General features: G+C 69.3%; 17 protein-coding genes and 1 tRNA gene. 8 read left to right on the forward strand and 10 right to left on the reverse strand.

Annotated elements, in window-relative coordinates; genetic code table 11:
- Window position 1: 1 nt before the first annotated feature.
- On the reverse strand, window positions 2–1444 hold the full coding sequence (locus tag AC1PZ7_RS01075; protein WP_482357671.1) for a sodium:proton antiporter: 1443 nt from the start codon (window positions 1442–1444) through the stop codon (window positions 2–4).
- Window positions 1445–1631: 187 nt separating this feature from the next.
- On the opposite strand from AC1PZ7_RS01075, the gene recR reads away from it, so the two are divergent.
- Entirely contained in the window at window positions 1632–2237 is a 606-nt protein-coding gene (gene recR, locus AC1PZ7_RS01080; RefSeq protein WP_482357672.1) for a recombination mediator RecR, read from the forward strand.
- Between the two features lie 10 nt (window positions 2238–2247).
- Here the strand turns inward: recR and AC1PZ7_RS01085 are convergent, their stop codons facing one another.
- From AC1PZ7_RS01085 to AC1PZ7_RS01115, 7 genes are all read right to left on the reverse strand, one after another.
- Complete coding sequence (locus AC1PZ7_RS01085) at window positions 2248–3318, reverse strand: D-alanine--D-alanine ligase family protein (RefSeq protein ID WP_482357673.1); 1071 nt, start codon at window positions 3316–3318, stop codon at window positions 2248–2250.
- Between the two features lie 158 nt (window positions 3319–3476).
- Complete coding sequence (locus AC1PZ7_RS01090; RefSeq protein ID WP_482357674.1) at window positions 3477–4841, reverse strand: AmpG family muropeptide MFS transporter; 1365 nt, start codon at window positions 4839–4841, stop codon at window positions 3477–3479.
- A gap of 94 nt (window positions 4842–4935) precedes the next feature.
- Window positions 4936–5844 (reverse strand): transglutaminase family protein, encoded by a 909-nt coding sequence (locus tag AC1PZ7_RS01095; RefSeq protein ID WP_482357675.1) that lies wholly within the window; start codon window positions 5842–5844, stop codon window positions 4936–4938.
- Window positions 5841–8354: a circularly permuted type 2 ATP-grasp protein gene (locus AC1PZ7_RS01100; protein WP_482357676.1), complete on the reverse strand. Its 2514-nt coding sequence runs from the start codon at window positions 8352–8354 to the stop codon at window positions 5841–5843. The genes AC1PZ7_RS01095 and AC1PZ7_RS01100 overlap by 4 nt, the downstream gene beginning before the upstream one ends.
- A gap of 132 nt (window positions 8355–8486) precedes the next feature.
- The gene (locus AC1PZ7_RS01105) at window positions 8487–11798 is read right to left on the reverse strand and encodes a transglutaminase family protein (RefSeq protein ID WP_482357677.1); all 3312 of its coding nucleotides are present in this window, start codon (window positions 11796–11798) and stop codon (window positions 8487–8489) included.
- A gap of 255 nt (window positions 11799–12053) precedes the next feature.
- Complete coding sequence (locus tag AC1PZ7_RS01110) at window positions 12054–15251, reverse strand: efflux RND transporter permease subunit (RefSeq protein WP_482357678.1); 3198 nt, start codon at window positions 15249–15251, stop codon at window positions 12054–12056.
- Between the two features lie 45 nt (window positions 15252–15296).
- The gene (locus AC1PZ7_RS01115; protein ID WP_482357679.1) at window positions 15297–16547 is read right to left on the reverse strand and encodes an efflux RND transporter periplasmic adaptor subunit; all 1251 of its coding nucleotides are present in this window, start codon (window positions 16545–16547) and stop codon (window positions 15297–15299) included.
- Window positions 16548–17016: 469 nt separating this feature from the next.
- Here AC1PZ7_RS01115 and AC1PZ7_RS01120 point away from each other — a divergent pair, with 469 nt between their 5' ends.
- Window positions 17017–17379: a hypothetical protein gene (locus AC1PZ7_RS01120; protein ID WP_482357680.1), complete on the forward strand. Its 363-nt coding sequence runs from the start codon at window positions 17017–17019 to the stop codon at window positions 17377–17379.
- Window positions 17380–17642: 263 nt separating this feature from the next.
- Window positions 17643–17732 (forward strand) — tRNA-Ser (locus AC1PZ7_RS01125).
- A 218-nt stretch (window positions 17733–17950) separates the two neighbouring features.
- Here AC1PZ7_RS01125 and AC1PZ7_RS01130 read toward each other — a convergent pair.
- Window positions 17951–19285 carry a histidine kinase dimerization/phospho-acceptor domain-containing protein gene (locus AC1PZ7_RS01130; protein WP_482357681.1) on the reverse strand — a complete coding sequence of 445 codons (1335 nt, stop codon included), beginning with the start codon at window positions 19283–19285 and terminating at the stop codon, window positions 17951–17953.
- Entirely contained in the window at window positions 19282–19941 is a 660-nt protein-coding gene (locus AC1PZ7_RS01135; protein WP_482357682.1) for a response regulator transcription factor, read from the reverse strand. The genes AC1PZ7_RS01130 and AC1PZ7_RS01135 overlap by 4 nt, the downstream gene beginning before the upstream one ends.
- Before the next feature lie 146 nt (window positions 19942–20087).
- On the opposite strand from AC1PZ7_RS01135, the gene AC1PZ7_RS01140 reads away from it, so the two are divergent.
- From AC1PZ7_RS01140 to AC1PZ7_RS01160, 5 genes are all read left to right on the forward strand, one after another.
- Window positions 20088–20369 (forward strand): PepSY domain-containing protein, encoded by a 282-nt coding sequence (locus tag AC1PZ7_RS01140; RefSeq protein ID WP_482357683.1) that lies wholly within the window; start codon window positions 20088–20090, stop codon window positions 20367–20369.
- 181 nt (window positions 20370–20550) lie between these two features.
- Window positions 20551–20907, forward strand: a complete 357-nt coding sequence (locus AC1PZ7_RS01145) for a hypothetical protein (protein WP_482357684.1) — start codon at window positions 20551–20553, stop codon at window positions 20905–20907.
- A gap of 42 nt (window positions 20908–20949) precedes the next feature.
- Window positions 20950–21420 carry a DUF2271 domain-containing protein gene (locus AC1PZ7_RS01150; RefSeq protein WP_482357685.1) on the forward strand — a complete coding sequence of 157 codons (471 nt, stop codon included), beginning with the start codon at window positions 20950–20952 and terminating at the stop codon, window positions 21418–21420.
- Window positions 21421–21433: 13 nt separating this feature from the next.
- Window positions 21434–23638, forward strand: a complete 2205-nt coding sequence (locus AC1PZ7_RS01155) for a PepSY domain-containing protein (protein ID WP_482357686.1) — start codon at window positions 21434–21436, stop codon at window positions 23636–23638.
- Window positions 23619–24629, forward strand: a complete 1011-nt coding sequence (locus AC1PZ7_RS01160; RefSeq protein WP_482357687.1) for an FAD:protein FMN transferase — start codon at window positions 23619–23621, stop codon at window positions 24627–24629. The genes AC1PZ7_RS01155 and AC1PZ7_RS01160 overlap by 20 nt, the downstream gene beginning before the upstream one ends.
- Window positions 24630–24739 lie beyond the last annotated feature (110 nt).

A 24739-nucleotide genomic window follows, 5' to 3' on the forward strand; every position in this document is an offset into this window, starting at 1 on the left:
CTCAGAGGAAATAGAGCCAGGTTAGCAGCGCGAAGCAGGGCAGCAGGAAGATGGCCGACCACGCCATGTAGCCGAAGAAGCTCGGCATGGCGACGCCGCGGCTCCGTGCGATAGCCAGCACCATGAAGTTGGGCGCGTTGCCGATATAGGTCAGCGCCCCCATGAACACCGCACCCGCCGAGATCGCCTCCAGCGTCACCGCATATTTCGTCATCAGCTCCTGCGCGTCGCCGCCGGCGAGGTTGAAGAAGACGAGATAGGTCGGCGCGTTGTCGAGGAAGCCGGAAAGCAGGCCGGTCATCCAGAAATAGCCGGCATTCACCGGGCCGCCCGCCTCGTCGGTCACCAGCGCGACCAGCGGCGCCAGCGCGCCGCTCGACCCCGCCTTGAGGATCGCGATCACCGGGATGATGGTGAGGAAGATGGCGGCGAAGAGCTTGGCCACCTCGCGGATCGGCTCCCAGTCGAAGCCGTTGCGCTCGCGGATGAAGGCGGGCGTGATCCAGACCGAGATGCCGGCGAGGACCAGCAGGCTGGCGTCGCGCACGAGCGAGGGCAGCGGCACATGGGTGCCGAGAATGTTGAACTCGATGCCCGGCTTCCACAGCGCGCTCATCAGGATGGCGGCGATGACGCCGGCCAGCAGCGGCAGGTTGCGCAGCCCGCGCAGGCCGAGCCTCTCGGTCTCCGGCGTCGGGTCGGCCTTGTGCGGCAGCGTCTCCTCGCGCGCATAGAAATAGCGGTCGAGCAGATAGAAGACCCCGAGCAGGATGGCCGCCACCACGGTGGTGTCGTGGAACAGGTGCTGCGTCGTCCAGAAGAAGTCGACGCCCTTCAGGAAGCCGAGGAAGAGCGGCGGGTCGCCGAGCGGGGTCAGCGAACCGCCGATGTTCGACACCAGGAAGATGAAGAACACCACGGTGTGGACGTTGTGGCGCCGCTCGTCATTGGCGCGCAGCAGCGGGCGGATCAGCACCATCGAGGCGCCGGTGGTGCCGATGACGCTCGCCAGCACCGTGCCGATCGCCAGCAGGCAGGTATTCACCCCCGGGCTGCCCTTCAGATTGCCGGTCAGCAGGATGCCGCCGGAAATGGTGAAGAGCGAGAACAGCAGGATGATGAAGGGGATGTATTCCAGCTGCGCCGCATGCGCGACCTCATAGACCGCCAGGCCCGGACCGAAGGTCGCGATGAAGGGCACGAGGAAGGCCAGCGCCCAGAACAGCGCCACCTTGCCGTAATGATGGTGCCAGAAGTTCCCCGCCAGCAGCGGGATGACGGCGATCGACAGCAGCATGCCGACGAAGGGGATGCCCCAGAGCAGCGGCAGGGAGGCGCCGTCGATTCCCATGCCCTCCGCCGCCTCGGCGGGCGAGCCGGACGACATCAGCAACAGGATCGTGAGGAACGCGGCGGCATGGGCGGCGGCTTTCGTCGTCGTCATCAGACTCCCCGGCAGTACATTCTTGGCGTGCCTCCGGGTTAGCAATGCCCTACCCCGGTGTCGAGCAAAACCGGGCCGCTCTTGCACCGATGTGACCGGCCACGCCCACCCGCCCCTTGGCGGGTGGTGCGCGCCTGCGCTAGACGAGACGCTGCCGGCCATGCCCGCCGCCGGCCATGAGGAAGCCATGTCCCGCGCCGTCGCCGGCCCCGAGATCGAACGCCTGATCCAGTTGCTCGCCCGTGTGCCGGGGCTCGGCCCGCGCTCGGCGCGCCGCGCCGCGCTGCATCTCATCAAGAAGCGCGAGCAGCTCATGAGCCCGCTCGCCAGCGCCTTCGAGGACGTGCTGGGCAAGATCTCGACCTGCCGGGTCTGCGGCAATATCGACGTGCGCGACCCCTGCTCGATCTGCGTCGACGAGACGCGCGATCCGGCGCTGCTGATCGTGGTGGCGGACGTCGCCGACCTGTGGGCGCTGGAGCGCGCCGGTGCGGTGAATGCGCGCTACCATGTGCTCGGCGGCACGCTCTCCCCGCTCGACGGGGTGGGGCCGGACGACATCAACCTGAAGTCGCTCATCGAACGCGCGCATGACGGCACGATCAAGGAGGTGCTGCTGGCGCTCGGGGCGACCGTCGACGGCCAGACCACCGCGCATTACATCACCGAGCTGCTGCGCGACGCGCAGGTGAAGGTCACCCGCCTCGCCCATGGCGTGCCGGTGGGCGGCGAGCTCGACTATCTCGACGAGGGCACGCTGGCAGCGGCGATCAGGGCGCGAACGTCGCTGTAGGACGCGCCGGCTACCGGGCGGCGCGCGCCAGCCCGTGCGCCACCAGCCGGTCGATGATCTCGGAATAGCTCACCCCGCTGGCCGCCATCGCCTTGGGGTACATGCTGATATTGGTGAAGCCGGGAATGGTGTTGAGCTCGTTGACGAGGATGCGCATGTCGTCGGTCACGAAGAAATCGGCACGCGCCATGCCGTCGCAGCCGAGCGCGCGGAAGGCGTCGGCCGCCATTTTCTGCAGCTGCGCCTCGACCTCCGCCGGCAGCTGCGCCGGCACGATGATCGCCGCGCCGTCGGCGTCGATATATTTGGCGTCGTAGCTGTAGAAGCCGTGGCTCTCCGCCGGGCGGATCTCGCCGGGACGGGAGACGAACAGGCCGCCCTCCGGGTCCTCCAGCACGCTGAGCTCGATCTCGCGGCCGCGGATGAACTCCTCGGCGAGCAGCTTGCGGTCGTGCCGGAAGCCCAGGGCGAGCGCCGCCGCGTAGTCCGCTTCCGTCGCGACCTTGCTCACCCCGACCGACGAGCCCTGCCGCGCCGGCTTGATGAACACCGGCAGGCCCAGCGCATCGGCGAGCGCCGCGAAGCTCGGCTCCGCGCCCGGGCGGATGGTGATGGCGTGGGCGGTCGGCAGGCCGGCCTGGACGCAGAGCCGCTTGGCGATGTCCTTGTCGAGCGCGGTGGCCGAGCCGAGGACGTCGCAGCCGACCAGCGCCACGCCCGCCACATCGGCAAGGCCCTGCACCGAGCCATCCTCGCCGGGCAGGCCGTGCAGCACCGGAAAGAGCAGGTCGATCGCCGGCAGCTCATGCGGCACGCCCTCCGCCGGAATCGCCATGAGCCGCCCCCTGCCGCCCGGAACGAGGCACAGTTCCGTGCCGCTTTCCGGCGTGTCGAGGACGCCGCCTTCGAAGCGGCTGGCAAGCCAGCGCCCGTCGCGGGTGACGAAGATCGGCACCGCGTCGTACTTCTCCGGGTCCAGTGCCCGCATCACATTGGTGCCGGACATGATCGAGACGTCGTGCTCGGCGGAGCGCCCGCCGAAGAGCACCACGATGCGCAGGCGGTTGGAGGAAGCGGTCACGGGAGGCTCCGATGGCAGGCGGAATGGAGACGTCGCAAGAGGACACCGAACCCGCATGGACGGATGGCCCTTTCGGGGCCGCAGATGCGGGTCCGGAGGAACGTTCGAGCCGCATCGGTTAACGCCGGATTAACGCGCCCGCCCGATCGCCAGGGGCGCTACGAGGCGGCCGGCGTCGCCAGCTGGCGGAAATGCCCGCGGGCCTGCAGATAGGCCAGCAGCGCGAGGCCCGGCAGCGCGGCGAAGGCGGTGACAGCGAAGAAGACGAACCATCCGGTCTCTTCCGCCACGAAGCCCGCGCCCGAGGCGAGGAAGGTGCGGCCCACCGCGGCAAGCGCGGTGAGCAGGGCATATTGCGTGGCGGTGTGGGCGCGGTTGCCGCACAGGGCGGAGATGTAGGCGACGAAGATCACCGTGCCGATGGCGCCGGTGAAGTTCTCTACGATGATGGTCAGCGTGAGCGCGCCGAGATCGACGCCCATCCAGGCCTGCCAGGAGAAGACCAGATTGGACGCCATCTGCAGCAGGCCGGCGATCCACAGACTGGTCACCAGCGGCAGCGCGCGGGCGATGAGGCCGCCGGCGAAGCCGCCGAGGATCGCCGCCGCGAAGCCGACGCCCTTGACGATGCCGGCATAGGCCGCCTTGTCGAAGCCGATATCGATGACGAAGGCGCCGGTCAGCACGCCGGCGAAGGCATCGCAGAACTTGAACAGCACGACGAAGCCGAGGATGGCGATGGCGCTGCGGCGCGAGAGGAATTCGCCGAAGGCGCCGACCGCCGTCTCGGCGATGCGCTTGAACACGCTCTCCTCGTGCTGGATCACCGGCTCGCCGGCCGGCTCCTTCGCCATCAGCGAGGCGAACAGCCCGACGCCGACCAGCAGCGCCGCGAAGACATAGCCCCAGCCCCACACCTGATCGCGCGGCACGCCGAGCACCTCGAACCAGGCGACGAGCAGCACCACGCCGGCGCCGGAGGCCAGCATGCCGACGCGATAGGCGGCGACATAGCCGGCCATGCCGGCGGCCTGCTCGCGCGTCTCCAGGCTCTCGACGCGGAAGGCGTCGACCACGATGTCCTGCGTCGCCGAGGCGCAGGCGACGAGGAAGGCGCCGAGCGCCACATGCCAGGGCGACAGCACCGGGTCCTGGAAGCCGAGCCAGACGATGGCGAGCGCCAGCAGGAGCTGCGTGAACACCAGCCAGCCGCGCCGCCGCCCGAGCCAGCGGCCGAGCAGCGGCACGTCGAGCGCGTCGACCAGCGGCGCCCAGACGAACTTGAAATTGTAGGGTACGCCGACCAGCGCGAAGAGGCCGATGGTGGCGAGGTTCACCTTGGCCTCGGCCATCCAGATGGTCAGCGTGGCGCCGGAAAGCGCCAGCGGCAGGCCGGAGGAGAAGCCCAAGAGGATGACGATGAGAACGCGCGGGCGCAGATAGACGGCGAGACTGGCGAGGAAGCCGTCATTGGCGTCGCGGGCATCCGGTCGACGGGCATCGGGGCGGGCGGCGTCGGTCATGTCGGTTGGCTCGGATCATCGCTCGGATCGTGGCGCGATTCGCGCCGGGCATGTCGCTATGTCTAGCCCGCGCGCGACCGCCTGTCGCGAGCGGCTACGCCTTCCTGCCTTCCGCCTCGGACCCGGGCGGGATGGGAATGACGTCGACCTCGACGTTCAGCTTCTGCTTGCCCGAGCCGAGCACCACGCCGCCGATCGGCGCCACGTCGGTGTAGTCGCGCCCCACCGCCAGCACGACATGGTCGGTGGCGACGATGAGCGCGTTGGTGGGATCGAGCCCCTGCCAGCCAATGTCCTCGCCGCACCATACCGCGACCCAGGCATGGGTGGCGTCGGCGCCCTGCAGGCGCTCCTTGCCCGGCGGCGGCTCGGTGCGCAGGAAGCCCGACACATAGGCCGCCGGCAGGCCCAGCCCGCGCAGCCCGGCGATCATGATATGCGCGAAGTCCTGGCAGACGCCGCGCCGCATCCCGAACGCCTCGATGGGCGGGGTCGAGACATCCGTGGCGCGCGGGTCGTAGGTGAACTCTTCGTACAGACGGTTCATCAGGTCGGTGCAGGCGGCCAGCATCGGCCGGTCCGGCGGGAAGCTCTCCGCCGTCCACTCGGTGATCGGCTCGCTCAGCGGCACGGCAGGGCTGGGAAAGAGGAAATGCGCCGGCGAGAGCGGCGACAGGTCGAGGCTCTCATCCGCCGCCTCGCGCACCTCCTCCCAGCTCGGCCCCGACATCGGCTCGACGGCCGGGGGCGCTTCCACCTCCACCCGCGCCCGGGTCTTCACGGTGAAGCTGGTGTGCGGCGTCTCGATGCGGATATGCACCACCTTGTTGCCGAAGAAGTCGCGCGTCTCGGTCCATTCCACCGGCTCAGGCTCGACGACGAAATGGCTGGCGACGACGCGCTGGTTCGGCCGGTCCACCGGCACCATGCGCACCACATGGCGCGCCACCGGCACCGGCGAGGCGTAGGAATAGGCCGTGGTCTGGTGAATGTCGTATTTCATTCCAGCAGATCCCAGGGCGTCTCCACCGGCTGGCGGTGGATGAAGTAACGCTCCGCCACGTCGTTGGAGAGCTCCATGAGCTCGGCTTCGATCTCGCGCAGCCGCGCATCGTCGAATTCGGCGGCGCCGAAAGCCTTCATCGAGGCGGACAGGCGGGCAGCGAGGCGCTCCTCCGGCGGCGGCAGGTCGTTGCCGAGATGGCCGGGAAGCACGTCGAGATGGCCGACGATGGCCTCGATCTGGAAGGCCAGCGAGCGCGGATTGACCGGATCGAGCAGCACGAGGTCGAGCACCGGGGCGCGGCTCTCCACCATCACATAGCGCGAGCGGTAGGTGATCTGGCTGTCGCACAGCTCCAGCAGCACGTCGAGCGTGCCGGCGGTCGGCGCCGCGCCGACCAGGGTGCGGGCGAAATGACAGACGGCGATGCCCCGCTCGATGCGCCGGCCGAGATCGAGGAAGCGCCAGCCGGCCAGCCGGTTCATGTTCTCCGAGGCGAGGCCCGAGAAGGCGGCGAGCGCGCGCAGGGCGCGGTCGGTGCGCTCATAGGCATCGGGCTCGGCGCTCGCCACCGGCACCGGCTCGGCCATCATCAAGGCGAGGTCGGCGAGCGTGCGCCAGGCGTCCGGCGACAGGCGGTCGCGAATGACCGAGGCGGTCTGGCGGGCGGATTCGATGAGATTGGGCAGCGCGCCCGGCAGGTCGCGGCGCGACAGCGCGGCGAGCACATGGCGCACCGGCCGGGCGCGGCTGACATCGTTCGGCGTCGCGCCCCAGGTCTGCAGCAGGTCGAGCAGCTTGGGCACCGAGACGCCGCCGCCGTCGGCGGTCGAGGACAGCCGGCCGGCGAGCGTCCGCAGGAGACGCAGCGTGCTCTCCGCCCGTTCGACATAGCGGCCGAGCCAGAAGAAATTGTCCGCCGCGCGACTCGGCAGCGGCCCCATCTGGCGCTTGATCTCCACCTTGTCGGGAGCGGGCAGCAGCGAGGTCTGATCGACCGGGCCCGCCTCCAGCACCCAGACATCGGCGGAGCGGCCGCCGCCCTGCATGGAGACGGCGCGCGCGTCGAGACTGTCGGAGACCCGGCAGAAGCCGCCGGGCATCACCGTCCAGCCGGATTCGGTCGCCGCCACGAAGATGCGCAGGATGAAGGGGCGCGGCTCCAGCCGCCCGTTGCGCCAGACCGGCATGGTCGACAGGCGCACCGCCTCCTGGCCGACGATGTCGACGCCGCGCGTGCGGATGGCGTTCTCGACTGCCGCGCGCCTGGCCGGGTTGAGATCGGCGCCGATCACCGGCCCCTCGTCCAGCAGGCCCGGCAGGGTGCGCCGGAAGGCCGGCGCGATCACCAGATCATCGAGATCGTCGAGCACGCGCTCGCGCTCGGCCGCCTGCCCGCACCACCAGGTGGCGATGTTGGGCAGGATCGGGCGTTCGCCCAGCACCTGCGCGCCGAGCCGCGGCAGGAAGCCCATCATGACCGGCGCCTCGGCCACGCCGGCGCCGAGCGCGTTCACCATCGCCACGCCGCCGGCACGCACGGACTGCATCAGGCCGGGAATGCCGAGCTGCGAGCCCGGGTTGAGCTCCAGCGGATCGGCATAATCGGCGTCGAGGCGACGCAGCAGCACGTCGACCCGCTTGAGGCCGGCCACGGTGCGCACATAGACGATGTTGTCGCGCACGGTGAGATCCTCGCCCTCGAGCAGCACGAAGCCGAGATAGCGGGCGAGATAGGCGTGCTCGAAATAGGTCTCGTTGAGCGGGCCGGGCGTGAGCAGCCCCACCCGCCCCTCGCCGGAACGGTCCAGCCTGGTGAGACCGGCGCGCAATCCCTGGAAATAGCCGGCCAGGCGCATGACGTTGAGCGAGCGGGCGAGATCCGGCAGGCCGCGGGCGATGGCGATGCGGTTCTCCAGCGCATAGCCGGCGCCGGACGGCGACTGCGTGCGGTCGGAGAGCACCCACCAGCGCCCGTCCGGGCCGCGCCCGATATCGGCGGCGTAGATCTTCAGGAAGCTGCCGCCATGCGGGTCCACCCCGACCATCGGCCGCAGGAAGTCCGGGTTCCCCGCCACCGCGGCCGCCGGCAGCGCGCCCGAGCGCACCAGCCGCGCCTCGCCATAGAGGTCGCCCAGCACCGCCTCCAGCATCTGGGCGCGCTGGATGAGGCCGCGCTCCAGCGCGTGCCATTCGGTGGCGTCGATGACCAGCGGCAGATGCGAGATCGGCCAGGGCCGCTCGCCGCCATTGGGGTCGTCATAGACGCGGTAGAACACGCCGGAGCGATAGAGATGGCGGTCGGCGGCGCGAAAGCGCCGGTTGACCTCGTCGACGCCCATCTCGGCGAGCGCCGCCAGCAGCGCGGTCCAATGCGCGCGCGGACGCCCCTCGGCATCCACAAGCTCGTCATGGACGCCGGGCAGCGGCTGATATTCCGCCAGTAGCGCCTCGACCGCCGCCGCCTGGAAGCGGCGCGTGCGGGCCTGCGGCTCACTGCGACCGGCCATGACTCCCTCTCTGCCTCGCCAAGGGCGGCAGATGCCCCGTGCCTGTCGGCCTCGCACGGCGCCCTGCGCGCCACATGGACGCGCGGGGCGCCGAAGCACCCGACATATCACGAAGATCGGTCATGCGCCGCGTCAGATCCGCGCCGGGCGCCGCAGATCGAGCGTGGCGGGGAATTCGACGGAGGTCTCCTCGGGTGGCACGAACATGTAGCCGGGCGTGTGGCCGTAGTCCTGGAAGCGCGCCAGGCGCCGGGCCTGCGCCTCGTAGGAGTTCACCGGAAACGTCTCGTAGTTCCGGCCGCCCGGATGCGCGACGTGATAGACGCAGCCGCCCAGCGAGCGGTTCGACCACTGGTCGACGATGTCGAAGGTGAGCGGGGCATGCACGGGAATGGTCGGGTGCAGGCCCGAGGCCGGCTGCCAGGCCTTGAAGCGCACGCCGGCGACGAACTCGCCGAAGCGCCCCGTCGGCAGCAGCGGCAGGCGCCGGCCGTTGCAACTGACGATGTGGCGGATCGGGTTCAGCCCCTCGACGCGCACCTGCAGGCGCTCCACCGAGGAATCGACGAAGCGCACGGTGCCGCCGACCGCCCCTTCCTCGCCCATCACATGCCAGGGTTCCAGCGCCTGACGCAGCTCCAGCGTCACCCCGCCGCGCTCGACCTGCCCGAAATAGGGGAAGCGGAACTCGCGCTGCGCCTCGAACCAGAGCGGATCGAAGCGGTAGCCCGCGCTTCCCAGATCGTGCAGCACGTCCATGAAGTCGGCCCAGACGAAGTGCGGCAGCATGAAGCGGTCGGCCAGCGCCGTGCCCCAGCGCGCCAGCGGGCCCTCCTGCGGCTCGCGCCAGAACCAGGCGATGAGCGCGCGCAGCAGCAATTGCTGGGCGAGCGACATGCGCCAGTCCGGCGGCATCTCGAAGGAACGGAACTCGATGAGGCCGAGCCGGCCGGTCGGCCCGTCCGGCGAGAACAGCTTGTCGATGCAGATCTCGGAACGGTGAGTGTTGCCGGTGACGTCGGTCAGCAGGTTGCGGAACAGCCGGTCGACCAGCCAGGGCGGCGGCGCCTGCCCGGTGCCCGGGGCCGGCACGTTCGCCATGGCGATTTCCAGCTCGTAGAGGCTGTCGTGGCGGGCCTCGTCGACCCGCGGCGCCTGGCTGGTCGGGCCGATGAACAGGCCCGAGAACAGGTAGGACAGCGAGGGGTGGCGCTGCCAGTAGGTGACGAGGCTCTTGAGCAGGTCGGGCCGGCGCAGGAAGGGGCTGTCGGCCGGCATGGCGCCGCCGACCACCACATGGTTGCCGCCGCCGGTGCCGGTGTGGCGCCCGTCGATCATGAACTTCTCGGTGCCCAGGCGCGACAGCCGCGCTTCCTCATAGAGGTCGCGGGTGATCTCGACGCAGGTCTTCCAGTTCGCGGCGGGATGGACGTTCACCTCGATGACGCCCGGATCGGGCGCGACGCGGATGACGTTGAGGCGCGGATCGACCGGCGGCGTATAGCCCTCGATATGCACCGGCAGCTTCAGCTCCGCCGCCGTCACCTCGATCGCCGCCAGCAGTTCCAGATAGTCCTCGAGCCGCTCCGTCGGCGGCATGAACACGCACAGACGCCCGCCGCGCGGCTCGACGGTGAGCGCGGTGCGCACCGAGCCGGTGCCGGTGAGCACCTGATCGACCTGCTCCTGCTGGCCCTCGTCGACCGAGGTGCGCCGGTAGAGCTGATGCAGCGCCTCGGCATCCGGCAGGTCGCCGGAGATGGTCATGGGATCGGCGGGATTCACATAGGGGTAGGCGGCGGGCGGCACCCAGGGCAGGCTCGCCAACGGAAGGCGGTAGCCCGCCGGCGAATCGCCCGGCACCAGGAACATCCGGCCGCGCCGGAAGCGCCACTTCTCGCTGACCCAGCCGCGCGAGGAGCGCGCCTGCCAGCGCTGCACCGGCAGCACATAGCCGCTCGGGCGGCCGAGGCCGCGCTCGAAGACGCGGGCCATGCGCGCCCGCGCCTCGGCATCCTCCAGCTTGGAATCGAACGGGTCGACATTCTCCGGCAGCTCGTTCTCCTTGAGAATCCAGTGCGCGGGATCCTCATAGGCCGGCTCGGCGAAACCGGCCCCGACGCCGAGGCGGTCGGCCAGCGTCTCGATGAAGGTGCGCGCCTCCTCCGTCGTCGCATTGGTGAGGTTCTCGGTCGCGACCAGCTCCGGGTCGCGCCAGATCGGCTTGCCGTCCTTGCGCCAGTAGAGCGAGAAGGTCCAGCGCGGCAGGCTCTCGCCCGGATACCACTTGCCCTGGCCGTAATGCATCATGCCGCCCGGCGCGAAGCGCCTGCGCAGCCGGCGGATGAGATCGTCCGCGCGCATGCGCTTGGTCGGGCCGACGGCGGCGGTGTTCCACTCCGCGCCCTGATAGTCGTCGATGGAGATGAAGGTCGGCTCGCCGCCCATGGTCAGGCGCACGTCCTGCGCGGCGAGATCGGCATCGACCCGGTCGCCCAGCGCGTCGAGCGCCGCCCAGGCCTCGTCGGAGAAGGGCAGCGTGACGCGCGGCTTCTCGGCGACCCGGGTCACGCGCATGTCGAAGTCGAACGTGGTCTGCGTGGCCTCCTCCGCCGCGAAGGAGCCGGTGATCGGCGAGGCGGAGGACGGGTTCGGCGTGGCGCAGAGCGGCAGATGGCTCTCGCCGCACAGCAGGCCCGAGGTCGGGTCGAGGCCGATCCAGCCGGCGCCGGGCAGATAGACCTCGCACCAGGCATGCAGGTCGGTGAAATCGACATCCGTGCCGGTCGGCCCATCCAGCGCCTTCACGTCCGGCTTGAGCTGGATGAGATAGCCGGAGACGAAGCGCGCGGCGAGGCCGAGCCGGCGAAGGATCTGCACCAGCAGCCAGCCGGAATCGCGGCAGGAGCCGGAGGCGAGGGAAAGCGTCTGATCGGGCGCCTGCACGCCCGGCTCCATGCGGATGAGATAGCCGACGCGCTGCTGGATCCGCTGGTTGAGGGCGACCAGATAGTCGACGGTCGGCGTTCCCTCGGGTGGGCGGACCTCCTCGACGAAGGCGTCGAGCAGCGGACCGCCCTCCTCCCGCTCGAGATAGGGGATCAGTTCCTTGGCGAGGTCCCGCGGATAGGCGAAGGGCAGCTTCTCCGCATACTCCTCGATGAAGAAGTCGAACGGATTGTAGACCGTCATGTCGGCGATCAGGTCGACCTCGACCCGGAACTCCGTCGCTTTCTCGGGGAAGACGAAGCGGGCCATCCAGTTGCCGAACGGGTCCTGCTGCCAGTTCACGAAGTGGTTCGAGGGGGTGACCTTGAGCGCGTAGCTCTTCACCGGTGTCCGGCAGTGCGGTGCCGGCCGCAGCCTGATGATCTGGGGGCCCAGCGCGACCGGACGGTCATATTTGTAGGCCGTGACGTGATGCAGGCTCGCGAGAATTGTCATAGGCACCAACTGGCAAACGAACAGCCCCCCGCGCGAGCCCGGGACGGGCGGGGCGGAGCGAAACTGCTGGGATGGACGCAGGAATCGTGCCGCGCTGCGATGGCGGATGCGCGGCGCCCGGACCCTGGCGTCGCCGCCCGGCCGCCGGCACACATTGTATCCAGTCTGCGGCGAGCGCCTAGAGAAACGTCACCCCGGTGCCGCGAATTGAGGCGATGGCTCCTCACGCGGGACGACGCGGTTCCGACGCCCGCCTCAGGACGCCGGATGGGCGGCGCCCTCGCCCGCATCCGGGCCGGGAGCGGAGCCGGAAGCCGGGCCGGGAGCCGACTTGTCGCGCGAGCGCCATTCCTCGAAGCGCTGCAGCACCGTGTAGAAGGACGGCACGAACAGCACCGCCAGGCAGGTCGAGGCGAGCATGCCGCTAAACACGGCGATGCCGATCGACTTGCGCGACGCCGCGCCCGCGCCGGTCGCCAGCACAAGCGGCAGAACGCCCAGGATGAAGGCGAAGGAGGTCATCAGGATCGGCCGGAAACGCAGCCGGGCGGCCTCGGTGGCGGCCTCGATGACTTCCATCCCCTCGGCCCGCTTCTCGCGCGCGAACTCGACGATGAGAATGGCGTTCTTCGCCGACAGGGCGATCAGCAGGATGAGGCCGATCTGGGTGTAGAGGTTGTTCGACACCCCGAGCCCGGTCAGCGCCGCGACGGTGCCGAGCAGCGCCAGCGGCACCGCGAGCAGCACCGCGAAGGGCAGGATCCAGCTCTCATACTGGCCGGCGAGCACGAAATAGACGAGCAGGATGGCGAGGCCGAAAACGAAGTAGACCTCGTTGCCGACCACGACCTCCTGATAGGACATCCCGCTCCATTCGTAGCCCATGCCGCTCGGCAGGGACGCCTCGGCGATCTGGTCCATGATGCCCAGCGCCTGGCCGGACGAGAAGCCGGCGGCCGGCGCGCCCTGAATGGTCGTGGCCGGGTAGAGGTTGAAGAGCGTGATCAGCGGCGGGCCGAAGGCGGGCGTCACCTCCGCCAGCGTGCCGAGCGGAACCATGATGCCGTCCGGCGTGCGGATCTTCAGGTTGAGGATTTCCTCCGGCGTGCGGCGGAAGCCGGACTCGGCCTGGATATAGGCCTGGAAGGTCTGGCCGAACTCGTTGAACTGGGTGACGTAGCTCGACCCCACATAGCCCTGCACGGTCTCGAACACCTGGCCGACCGTCACCCCGAGCGTTTCGGCCTTGACGCGGTCGATCTTCAGGTAGAGCTGGGGAACATTGGCGCGGAACGAGGTCGACAGGTGATCGAGCGCCGACTGCGTCGAGGCGTTCGCCATGATCTGCTGCGTCACCGCCTGCAGTTCGGGGAAGTCGAAGCTGCCGTCCTTCTGCTGCACCATCATGGTGAAGCCCGAGGCATTGCCCACGCCCTGGATCGACGGCGGCACCAGCACGAAGGTAAAGGCGCCCTCGACCTGCTGGAGTTCCTTGTTCAGCGTTTCATAGATCCAGCGCAGCCCCTGCCCCGCCTTGTCGCGTTGGTCCCACGGCTCGAGCATGACATAGGCGACGCCGCCATTGGGCAGGGTCGCGTTGTTGTCGAGCACCGAGACGCCGGAGATGGCGATGACGTCCTTCACCCCCGGCGTCTTGCCGGCGATCTCGGAGATCTGGCTCATCACGTCGATGGTGCGCTGCAGCGAGGCCGCGTCGGGAAGCTGCGCGCCGATCAGCACATAGCCCTGGTCCTCGGTCGGCAGGAAGCCGGTCGGCACGCGGGTGATGCCCCAGATGGCGATGCCGATCAGCACGAGGCCCACCGCGACGACGACATAGCTCGCCTTGACCATGTGGTGGATCAGGCCGGCATACCAGTGCTCCGCCCTGTTGTAGACGGCGTTGAAGCCCCGGTAGAAGAAATTGCGCTGATCCTCGGGCACCGGCTTGCGCAGCCAGAGCGCGCACTGGGTCGGCTTCAGCGTCATGGCGTTGATGGCGGAGATCAGCGCGGTGGCGGCGATCACCAGGGCGAACTGCTTGTACATCTGGCCGGTGAGGCCGGGCATGAACGCCGCCGGCACGAACACCGACATCAGCACGAGGGTGATGCCGATGATCGGCCCGAACAGCTCGTCCATCGCCTTTTCGGCGGCCTGGCGGCCCGGCAGCCCGCGCTCGATGTGGCGCGCCACGCCCTCGACGATGACGATGGCGTCGTCGACCACGATGCCGATCGCCAGCACGATGGCGAACAGGGTCGAGAGGTTGACCGTGAAGCCCATCGCCGCCATCGCGGCGAAGGTGCCGATGATGGTCACCGGCACGGTGGTCGCCGGCACCAGCGTCGCCCGCCAGTCCTGCAGGAAGACGAGGATGACGATGAGCACCAGGATGCCGGCCTCGAACAGGGTCTTGTAGACCTCCGTCACCGACGCGTTGACGAACACCGTCGTGTCGAACGGCACGGCATAGGCGAGGCCGGGCGGGAAGCTCTTGGCGAGCTGATCCATCTTGGCCCGCACCTCGGTCGCCACCTGCAGCGAGTTCGCCTCCGGCAGCTGGTAGATGGCGAGCGCCGCCGCCGGCTTGTTGTTGTAGGTGAAGACCTGGCTGTAGGTCTGCGCGCCGATCTCGACGCGCGCCACGTCGCGCAGGCGGGTGATGCGGCCGCCATCGGCGTTCGACACCTTGACGATGATGTTCTCGTAATCGGCGGCATCGTTCAGCCGCCCGTCCATCAGCAGGGTGAACTGGAAGTTCTGCCCCTTCGGCACGGGCGGCATGCCGACGACGCCGGACGCCACTTCCTGGCTCTGCTGCTGGATCGCGTTGATCACGTCCTGCGGGGTGAGCTGGCGGGCCTGCAGCTCGTCCGGATTGAGCCAGACGCGCATGGCGTACTGGCCGGCGCCGAAAACGCTGACATTGCCGATGCCGTCGAGGCGGGCGATCTCGTTCTCGAGGTTGATGACGCCGTAATTGGCCAGGAACAGGCTGTCATAGCGCCCGTCGGGCGAATAGAGGTTCACGAACTGCAGGATCGCCGTCGACTTGATCTGCGTGGTCACGCCCTGGACCTGGACCGCGTCCGGCAGCGAGGCCAGCGCGATGGCGACGCGGTTCTGCACCAGAACCTGCGCCATGTTCGGATCGGTGCCGATGGCGAAGGTCACGGTCAGCGTATAGGTGCCGTCGCTGGCACTGGTCGACTGCATGTAGAGCATGTCCTCGACGCCGTTGACCTGCTGCTCGATGGGCAGGGCGACCGTGTCGACGAGCGTGCGGGCGCTGGCGCCGGGATAGAGCGTGGTGACCTGGATGGTCGGCGGCACCACGTTGGGATATTGCGCGACAGGCAGATTGAACAACGCCACGCCGCCGATCAGCACGATGACCAGCGCCAGGACGTTGGCGAGAACCGGCCGTTCGATGAAGAAGCGTGAGATCATTGTGCGGGCCTTCGGTTCAAGCGGTCCGGGTCGGAAGTCGCGGGATCAGTTGCCGGTCTTCGCCGCAGGCTCGGCGGCGGGCTTCGCCTCGGGCGCGGCCGCGGGCGCCGTGCCAGCCGCCGCGGCCGGAACCGGAGCCGGAGCCGTACTCTCCACCGGTTTGACCTTGGAGCCCGGCGTCGCGCGCTGGATGCCGCCGACCACCACCTGGTCGTCGGCCGACAGCCCGGATTCGATCACGCGATAATTGCCGACCTGCTGGCCGACGGTAACGATCTTCTGCTCGACCTCGTTGTCCTTGTTGACGACGAGCAGGTACTTGCCCTGCTGCGCCGTCCCGATCGCCGTATCGTCGACGAGGAAGGCATCGGCGATCTTCTGGACCGGGATGCGCACGCGAACGAACAGACCCGGCAGGAGCGCCAGCTTCTGGTTCTCGAAGACGCCGCGCACCAGCAGCGTGCCGGTCGAGGGATCGACCTCGGGCGACACGTAGTCGAGCTTGCCCTTGTGCGGAAAGTCCGTCCCCTCGTTCTGCAGGCCGATGTCGATCTCGATCTGCTTGACCTCTTCGATCGTCCGGCCTTCCGCAGCCAGCGCGTCCTTGATGCGCAGGACCTGATTCTCGCTGATGTTGAAGTAGGCGTAGATCGGGTCCATCTGCACGATGGTCGCGAGCTTGGTCGGCTCGTTGTGCCCGACGAGCTGGCCGACATCGGCGAGGTGGCGCGTGACGATGCCGTCGAACGGCGCGATCACGCTGGTGTAGCCCAGATTGATGGTCGAGATCTCGATATTGGCCTTGGCCGCATCGACCGATGCCACGGCCTCCTCCATGGCGGCACGGGCCTTGTCGACCGTCGCCTGCGAGGAGAAGTCCTGCTGGCCGAGCGTCGCCTGACGCTGATATTCGGCCTGGTTGTTGGTGAGCTGGGCGTTGGCCGAGGCGAGCTGCGCCTTCGCCTGGTCGAGATCGGCCTGATAGGTGTCCTGCTGGATGAGGAAGAGGCGGTCGCCCTTCTTCATCACCGCGCCGTCCTTGTAGTCGATCGACATCAGGAAGCCTTCGACGCGGGCGACGAGGTCGACCGTGTTGATCGAGGCGGTGTTGCCGGTGAACTCAAGGTAGCGCGTCACCTCCTGCTGGACCGGCTTGGCGACCGTGACCTGGGGAGGCGGGGGAGGAACATAGGTGTTCTCTTCCGAGCACGCCGCAAGCAGCAGGGCCGCCATCCCGACGCCGAGCGAACCGGCTCCAAAACGACGTCGACCGGCCTGACACACGCTCGGACCCATTCCGTTCCCCCGTGGCACATATTTTCCGTACCCGGAATATACCGGCGGTGATCGACTTGTCTAGCTTGAGCGATTTCCATGTATTTCTGTACGTCACATTGTAAATATAACGAACAACTCGCCCATATGGATCATTTCACCACCCCCGTTTCGATTCCGGACCGTACCTATCTCCGCCCGGCCAGCGTCCGCCGCTAAGAGCTGCAACGCTATACCTCTCCCCTGCACGCCGCTCCGGAAGCAATACGCGCCTGGCGCGCCGGCAGAGCCGCCTTCCGACGAATGGGAGAGTCGATCACTTGCGGGTATTTGCCCTCCTTTGGCCGGCCGCCCCTCGGCCGTAGCGGAACGGCACACAGGCACCGACGCCGTCTCGACTTTTGTCGCGCATGCACTAGGCTACCGGGCACGGCGACCCGAACAGAGACGTCGCGGTCCGGACGCCGTAACGGACCGCGCGGGGCACTCCATGAACCACAAGGCTAACCGGGCATTCGCCCTGCTGGCGGCAATGTCGCTGACCTGCGCGACTGTCGGGGTGGCGACCGCCCAGCCCGCCGATTCCGGTCTCACGCTCACGCAGGGCGACATCTTCACCAACGATGTCGGCACGGTGATCGGCGTTTCCGTCACCAACCGCACCTCCGCGACGGTCGGCTCGGTCGGGGTCACCTGCGCCTTCACCGTCAAGGGCGCGCCGGCCGGCTCGGCCAGCACCACCATCTTCAACATCGTCGCCGGCGAGAAGGGGCAGGACCAGGTCCACCTGATGGGCCCGAAGGCCGATGCCGCGACCTGCTCGATCACCTCGACCGCCCCGCCGCCGCCCTGAGTCGCGCGTGTCGTCCGGCCGGATCCGGCAGAATTCGACGCCCGGCCCGCATGCGGTTCCCCGCCCCGGAAGCCCGCGCGCAGCGCGCCCCGCCGCCGGGCGGGCGCCGTCTTTTCCCCAGCTCCGGACGATCCGCGCGCCGTTCACGCGCGACCGCTTGCCAGAGTGGTGGTCTTCGCTATATTCCGCGCCTCTTCGACGGATCGGCGCCGGCAGGACCGGCACGCGACGTCGGGATCGCCGGGCTTCAGGGCTCGGGGAACGGAGGGGTGGCCGAGTGGTTGAAGGCGCACGCCTGGAAAGTGTGTATACGGGAAACCGTATCGCGGGTTCGAATCCCGCTCCCTCCGCCAGTTCAGTCCAAACCGGGCACGCCGAGCGTAGCCGTTCTCCCTTGTGAGGCGGCGGTCCGCTTTCGCAGCAGGTTTCCCTTCGATCCGACACCGCCTTCTTGCCCTCGATTGATTGCTCATCGGGCGCGCGGAGCACAAATGCCGGCCGGCGGGCGCCGGTCTCGCAACGAGTTATGTTCCCTCACGCGCTGATCATCGCCTTGCGCGTCGACGTAAAATCAAACGCCCCGCCCCTGCGACGGAAGCTTCACCGTCGCCTCGAACCCGGACACCCGGCCCCGGCGCGGCGACGACAGAACGAGCGAACTTCCGATGCGCTCCGCGATGGCGGCGACGATGGCGAGGCCGAGCCCGCTGCCGTCGGCGCCGGCGCGCTCGAAGCGGAGAGGCAGGCGTTTCAGCGTTTCGGACGGCAAGACAGGCGCCTCGTTCGCCACGGTGAAGGTGCCGTCCGCGTTCAACGCCACCTCGACGGGGGCGGTGTCGAGGCCGTAGCGCAGCGCGTTCTCGACGAGGTTCCGGCAAAGGATGCCGAAGGCGTCGGGGTCGAGGTCCGACATCACCGGCTCGTCCGGAAGCGTCAGCGCGATGCGGCCCGGCGCGCCGGTGCGCCCGATATCCTCGACCACCAGGCGCGCGACGGTCCGCAGATCGGCGGTGCGGTCCAGCCGAAGCCTCCCGCCCTCCGCGCGGGCAAGCTGCATGAGGCGCTCGGACAGGCGGGTGAGCCGCTTGAGCGTCGCCTCGATGTCGGTGGCCCGCGCCCGCGCCGCCGGGTCACCGGTCTCCGCGCGCAGACGTTGTGCCTGCGCGATGGCCCCGGCAAGCGGCGTCCGCAGCTCGTGCGCGGCATTGGCAGCGAAGCTGCGTTCGGCGTCGAAGGCTGCCTGCAGCCGCTGCAGAAGGCCGTTCAGCGTCCCGGCGAGGGGGCCGATCTCGGAGGGGAGGTCACCGCCGGGAACGGGCGACAGATCCCTTCCGTCGCGCGCCTGCAGTCTTTCCCGAAACCGGCGCAGCGGCGCCAGACTCGCACGCACCGCAAGGACGATCGCCAGAAGCGCGACCGGGATCACCACGAAAAGAGGCAGTCCAAGACCCATCTGGATCTCGCGGGCGATCGCCGCGCGATGATCCAGCGGCTCGGCCACGGTGATCCGGACGCTGCCCTGCAAGGCTTCGTCGCTGTAGAGCCTGTGGGTCGCGGTCTGGCGGAAGCCGGGTCCGTCATAGGCGGGGAAGATGGCGGGGTCGGCGGCGTGCGACTGCAGCAGGATGCGCCCCTGCGCGTCGCGGACGATGTAGGTGAAGAACTCGTCATGCCCGCGGAGCGCGCCGAGCCGCTGGGTGACGCCGTCATCCTCGCGCCCGACGATGTCCACCACGGCGAGCGGCAGCAGACGCTGCGCGGTTTCCTGCAGCGAGGAATCGAAGACCTCGTCCATCTCGTGCCGGAGGACCACCGCCGTCACGGCGGCGGCGGCGATCCACAGGACCGTCAGCAGGACGCCGATGGACAGCCCCAGCCGGGCCTGCAGGCTGCGCGGCCACCTCATGGTGCCCCCAGCCGGTAGCCGAGGCCACGCTCGGTCTCGATGACGTCGGTCCCGAGCTTCTTGCGCAGCCGGCTGATATGCACCTCGATCGTGTTGCTCTCTATCTCGGCGTTGAAGGCATAGAGCTTTTCTTCCAGCTGCGCCTTGGAGAGAAGCTGGCCGGGGCGCGCCAGAAACGCTTCGAACAGGGACCATTCGCGCGCCGTGAGCGGGATCGGCCTGCCGTCCCGGCGGACGCTGCGCGCCGCGAGATCGATGTCGAGCGCGCCGTGGGTGATGATCGGGTTCGGGTTGCCCGTGTAGCGCCGCCCGACCGAGCCGATCCGGGCCGACAGTTCCGCCAGGTCGAACGGCTTGACGAGGTAGTCGTCGGCGCCGGCGTTCAGCCCCTCGATCCTGTCGGAGACCTGATCGAGCGCGGTCAGGATGATCACCGGCGTCACGTCGCCCCGGGCCCGCAACGCCCTGAGAAATCCGATCCCCCGGCCATCCGGCAGCATGAGGTCGAGCAGGATCAGGTCATAGGTCGCGCTCGTCATCGCGTCGCCCGCCGCATCGAGGCGCGTGACCCAGTCCACCGAATGAGCGTCGCCGGCGATCTGGTCCCTCACGGCGGCACCCAGAACGGTATCGTCCTCGATCAGCAGAATGCGCATGGCTTTCCGTTCCCCCGGTCTTCATGCACGCTTTTGTTCGCTTGGGCTGACGCGAAGCTGACGGGTTGCGGGTCCCGCGCTTCAGGATCCCGTCAGCTTCATCGCGCATGGTTGGCTCAAGATGGCCGTTGCACGGAGTTTGGCCCATGCGGAAAATACTGACAATTCTGGCTTTTCTCACGGCGTTGCCGATGGGACCGGCCTTGGCCGACGACGACTGTTTCGTGCCCATGGCCGATTGGCAGCCGCGCGAGGCCGTGGCCCGGCTGGCCCAGGCGAATGGCTGGACCGTCCGCAGGATCAAGATCGACGATGGCTGCTACCAGATCGACGGCCGGGACGCCGAGGGGCGCCGGATCGAGGTGACCGTCCATCCCGCGACGCTTCAGGTGATCGAGATCGAGCACGAGGGCCGCGACAAGGACTGACATGTCGGCGACTGAAATGCCGGCCGCCCACCCTTTGCCCACCCTTCGCCCCGACAGAGCCCCGCCCGACCGGCGGGGCTTTTTCTTTCCTGACGGCAAGCTGAAGCGGAAATCCTCTCCCTGTCAGGCAGCCCTCAGCTGGCGGCTTCAGGGTGCTCTCCGCAGACAAGGAGATCCTGCCATGAGAAAGATCCTCGCCCTTCTCGTTGCCTCGACGTCCCTGGCAACCGTCTTCGGCCTTCCGGCATGGAGTGCCATGCGCAGCCCCGCGGGAGCCGACGACCGCCCGATCGCGACCGTCCTCGACGACGAACGGGCCGCGCTCCCGCTCATCCTCGCCCGTGACGACGACGATGACGACGATGCCGATCGCCGCCACCCCGGCAACGGCCGCGATGACGACGACGACGATGATGACGACGACGACGATGACGGCGCGGGTCGCGGCGCCGGCAATCCGGCTCCGGCCGGCACCGTCGCCCCGCCGCAGAACGGGCTGTTCGGAAACGGCGCGCCGCCGCAGGTCAAGGTGAACTGAACCCGGCCGCCCGCATCCCCGTTCCGGAAGAAGGTACTCCCGATGAAGTCCATCCTCGCAGCTCTCGCGCTGACCACCGCGCTCACGGTTCCCAGCCTCGCCATGGCGCGTCCCGTCACGCTGACCACGACGCTCACCAATTACGGTGGCAACGGCGCCTACCTCGCCTTCTACGTGACGGACGCGAAAGGCGCCTATGCCGGCAGTCTCTGGATGGCCGGCGGCAAGTCGAAGTACTACCAGCACCTCACCGACTGGTATCGCGCGACCGGGGGCGCCCCGGCCCAGATCAACGGCATCACCGGCGCCAGTGTCGGCGCCGGCCGGACGCTCAAGATCACGCTCGATCTCGCCGACGCCCTGTTCGACGCCGGCTACACGCTGCACGTCGACGCGGCCGCGGAGGACATGCGCGACAGCCCCAACGACGTGTCGGTGCCGCTGACGACGACCGGCGCGGGCAAGCCGGTGCGCGGCCGGCGCTATGTCGCCGACTTCAGCTACGGGCTGTGAGGAGGCCGGGGCCATGATCCGCGCTCTCCACCGCTGGCCGGGTCTGCTGGCTCTGGCGCTCGTCACCGTTCTGGCGCTCAGCGGCGCGGCTCTGTCGGTCTTCCCCGCGGCGGAGCGCCTTGCCGCGCCGCCCGCCGCGGACGGGCTCACCGTGGCCGCTCTCGCCGCCCGCATTCAGGCCGTCCATCCGGGCGTCGAGCAGATCCGGCGCGCGCCGTCGGGCCGGATCACCGCCTACTGGTTCGAAGGCGGCACGCCGGGCGCCGCCGTCATCGACCCCGCCACCGGGCAAGCGATCGCCTCGGCCGACCGCAACCCGGCCGAACGCTGGCTGACCAGCCTGCACCGGTCGCTTCTTCTGGACGATGCGGGCCGGATCGCGATGGCGGCGGGCGCGGCCGCGATGCTCGTCCTGTCGCTCTCCGGCGCGCTGCTGGTGGCGCGGCGGGTCGGCGGATGGCGGCGCTGGTTCGCTCAGCTGCGCGGTCCGCTTGCGGGACGGCTGCATGTCGAGATCGCCCGCGTCGCCGTCGCCGGCCTTGCCCTTTCCTCGGCGACGGCGCTGTGGATGACGGCTTCCACCTTCGACCTGCTGCCCCATGGCGCGGCACTGGCCGTTCCCACCGTGGTCAGCGGGAATAGCGGCATGCCGATCGCCGGGATGGAGCGGCTCGCCGCCACGCCGGTCGCGGAACTGCGCGAGCTGGCCTTTCCCTATCCCGGAGACGCCACCGACGTCTTCACCCTGAAGACCGACCGGGGCACCGGCTATCTCGACCAGGGAACCGGCGCGCTGCTCGCCTGGGCCGATCTGGGCATGTGGGAGCATGTCTCGGAAACGATCTACATGCTGCACACCGGCAAGGGCGCCGCCGTGCTGGGGCTCGTGCTGGGGCTCATGGCCCTGGGTGTGCCGGCGATGGGCGGCACCGGGCTCGCCCTGTGGTGGGCGGGCCGGCGCGGACGGCCGCGTATCCGGAACAATGCCGCTTCCGGCCGCGCCCGGACGATCGTTCTCGTCGGCAGCGAGGGCGGAAGCACCTGGGGCTTTGCCGCGACGCTGCACAAGGCGCTGTCGGAAGCCGGCCAGAGCGTCCATGTGGCGGCGATGTCGAGCTTCGATCCGGCGCGCTACGCCCGCGCCGAGCGCATTCTCATTCTCGCCGCGACCTATGGCGAGGGCGACGCGCCGGCGTCCGCGAAGGGGTTCCTCGACCGGCTGGCGCAGCTCGAAACCGCACCCGCCGCGCGTCTCGCGGTGCTCGGCTTCGGCGATCGCGGCTTCCCGGCCTTCTGCGCCTTCGCGCAGGCGGTGTCGGCGGCGGCGCGGGCGAAGGGCTGGCGGCAGCTTGTGCCCTTCGACACGGTGAATTGCCAGTCGCCGCAGGATTTTGCCCGCTGGGGGCGCGCGCTGGGCGCGGCGACGGGGATTTCGCTGGAGCTCTGCCACCAGCCGGTGCCGCCCGCCTCGCATGCGCTGACGCTGGTCTCGCGCCGCGATTACGGGGCACAGGTGCAGGCGCCGACCGCGATCCTGCGCTTCGCCCTGCCGAGGGTTCCCTTCTGGCGACGCCTGACCGGACGCGGCTTCGGCTCTTTCCGGGCGGGCGACCTGCTGGGCATCCTGCCGGCGGGCTCGGCGGTGCCGCGGTTCTATTCGCTCGCCTCGGGAAGCCGCGACGGCTTCGTCGAGATCGTGGTGAGGAAGCAGCCCGGCGGCCTGTGCTCCGGGCAGCTCGTGGAGCTCGAGCCGGGAGACGCCGTGACCGCCTTCCTGCGGCCGAATCCGGCGTTCCGGGTCGGTCCTGGCCGCACGCCGCTGATCCTGATCGGCGCCGGCACCGGGATCGGCCCGCTCGCCGGCTTCATCCGCGCCAACACGGCGCGGCGCCCCGTGCATCTGTTCTTCGGCATGCGCCATCCCGACAGCGATTTCCTCTATGGCGAGGAACTCCCGGCCTGGCGGAAAACCGGCCGCCTCGCGCGGCTCGTCACCGCGGTCTCGCGCGGGGCACGCCCCCATTACGTGCAGGACGCGCTGCGCACGGAGGGAGCGCAGGTCGCGCGGCTGATCCGGGGCGGGGCCCGCGTGATGGTCTGCGGCGGGCGCGACATGGCGGCCGGGGTGGCGGAGGCGCTGGCCGACATCCTCGCGCCGTCCGGGCTGACGCCGGCCACGCTGAAAGCCGAGGGACGCTATGTCGAAGATGTCTACTGATCGCCTGCGCCACGCCTTGAGCGGCCCCACCATGGGCACGCGCTGGTCGGCCCTGTTCCATGCCGCTCCGGGCCTCGACGTCGCTCCGGTCGAGGCCGCGCTTCAGGCGGCGACCGATGAAGTGGACGCGCAGATGTCCAGCTGGAAGCCGGACAGCGACCTGATGCGCCTCAACGCCGCGCCACCCGACCTCTGGATCGACGTGCCGCCGCGCCTCATGACGGTGCTGGAGAGCGCACTGGCGGTCGGGCGCGCCTCGGACGGGGCCTTCGACATCGGCGTCGGCGATGCCGTCAACGCCTGGGGCTTCGGCCGGACCGAGGCCAGTGCGGCCAGCATCCGCGCGGCCCTCGGCAGGCCGAGACGCCAGACCCATGATGCGCTGGAACTCGACCCGGCGAACGGCCGGGTACGCAAGCATGACCCGTTGACCCTCGACCTGTCGGGCATCGCCAAGGGCTATGGCGTGGACCGGCTGGCCGAGGTGGTGCGCGCATCGGGCATCGCGAGCGCCCTGGTGGCCATAGATGGCGAATTGCGCGCCAGCGGGCTTCAGCCCGACGGGGCCCCGTGGGCCGTGGCCATCGAGCGCCCGGACCACTTCGCACGCGCCCCTCATGCGATCCTCGCCCTGCACGACGCCGCCGTCGCCACCTCGGGCGACTACCGCCACTGGGTCGACGTCGGCGGCCGGCGCCTGTCGCACACCATGGACCCGGCGCGCGGCGGGCCGCTCGCCGCGTCGCCCGCCTCCGTCACCGTCGTCTGCGCGACCTGCATGATCGCCGACGCGTGGGCAACGGCACTGATGGTGCGCGGAAGCCGGGAGGGCGCGGAGCTGGCGCGCCGGCACAATCTCGATGCCCTGTTCATCGAGCGGGACGGCGAGCATCTTCGCGAAACGCCGGTCGGGCGTCTGTTCGAGACCCGCCTGGACCCGGCCCCCGCCCCAGGCCCAAGCCCAAGTCCAAGCCCAGGCCGCGCGGCGTGAGCGCGGGATGCGCGCCGATCGACCGCAGTGTTGCAGGCCGCCCGCCAAGGGCTTCATCAGGTGCCGACGCTCGACTTTTCCGAACGTAATTCTTTAAAAATACGACGATC

This window comes from Ancylobacter sp. TW_SC_1, assembly GCF_056836805.1.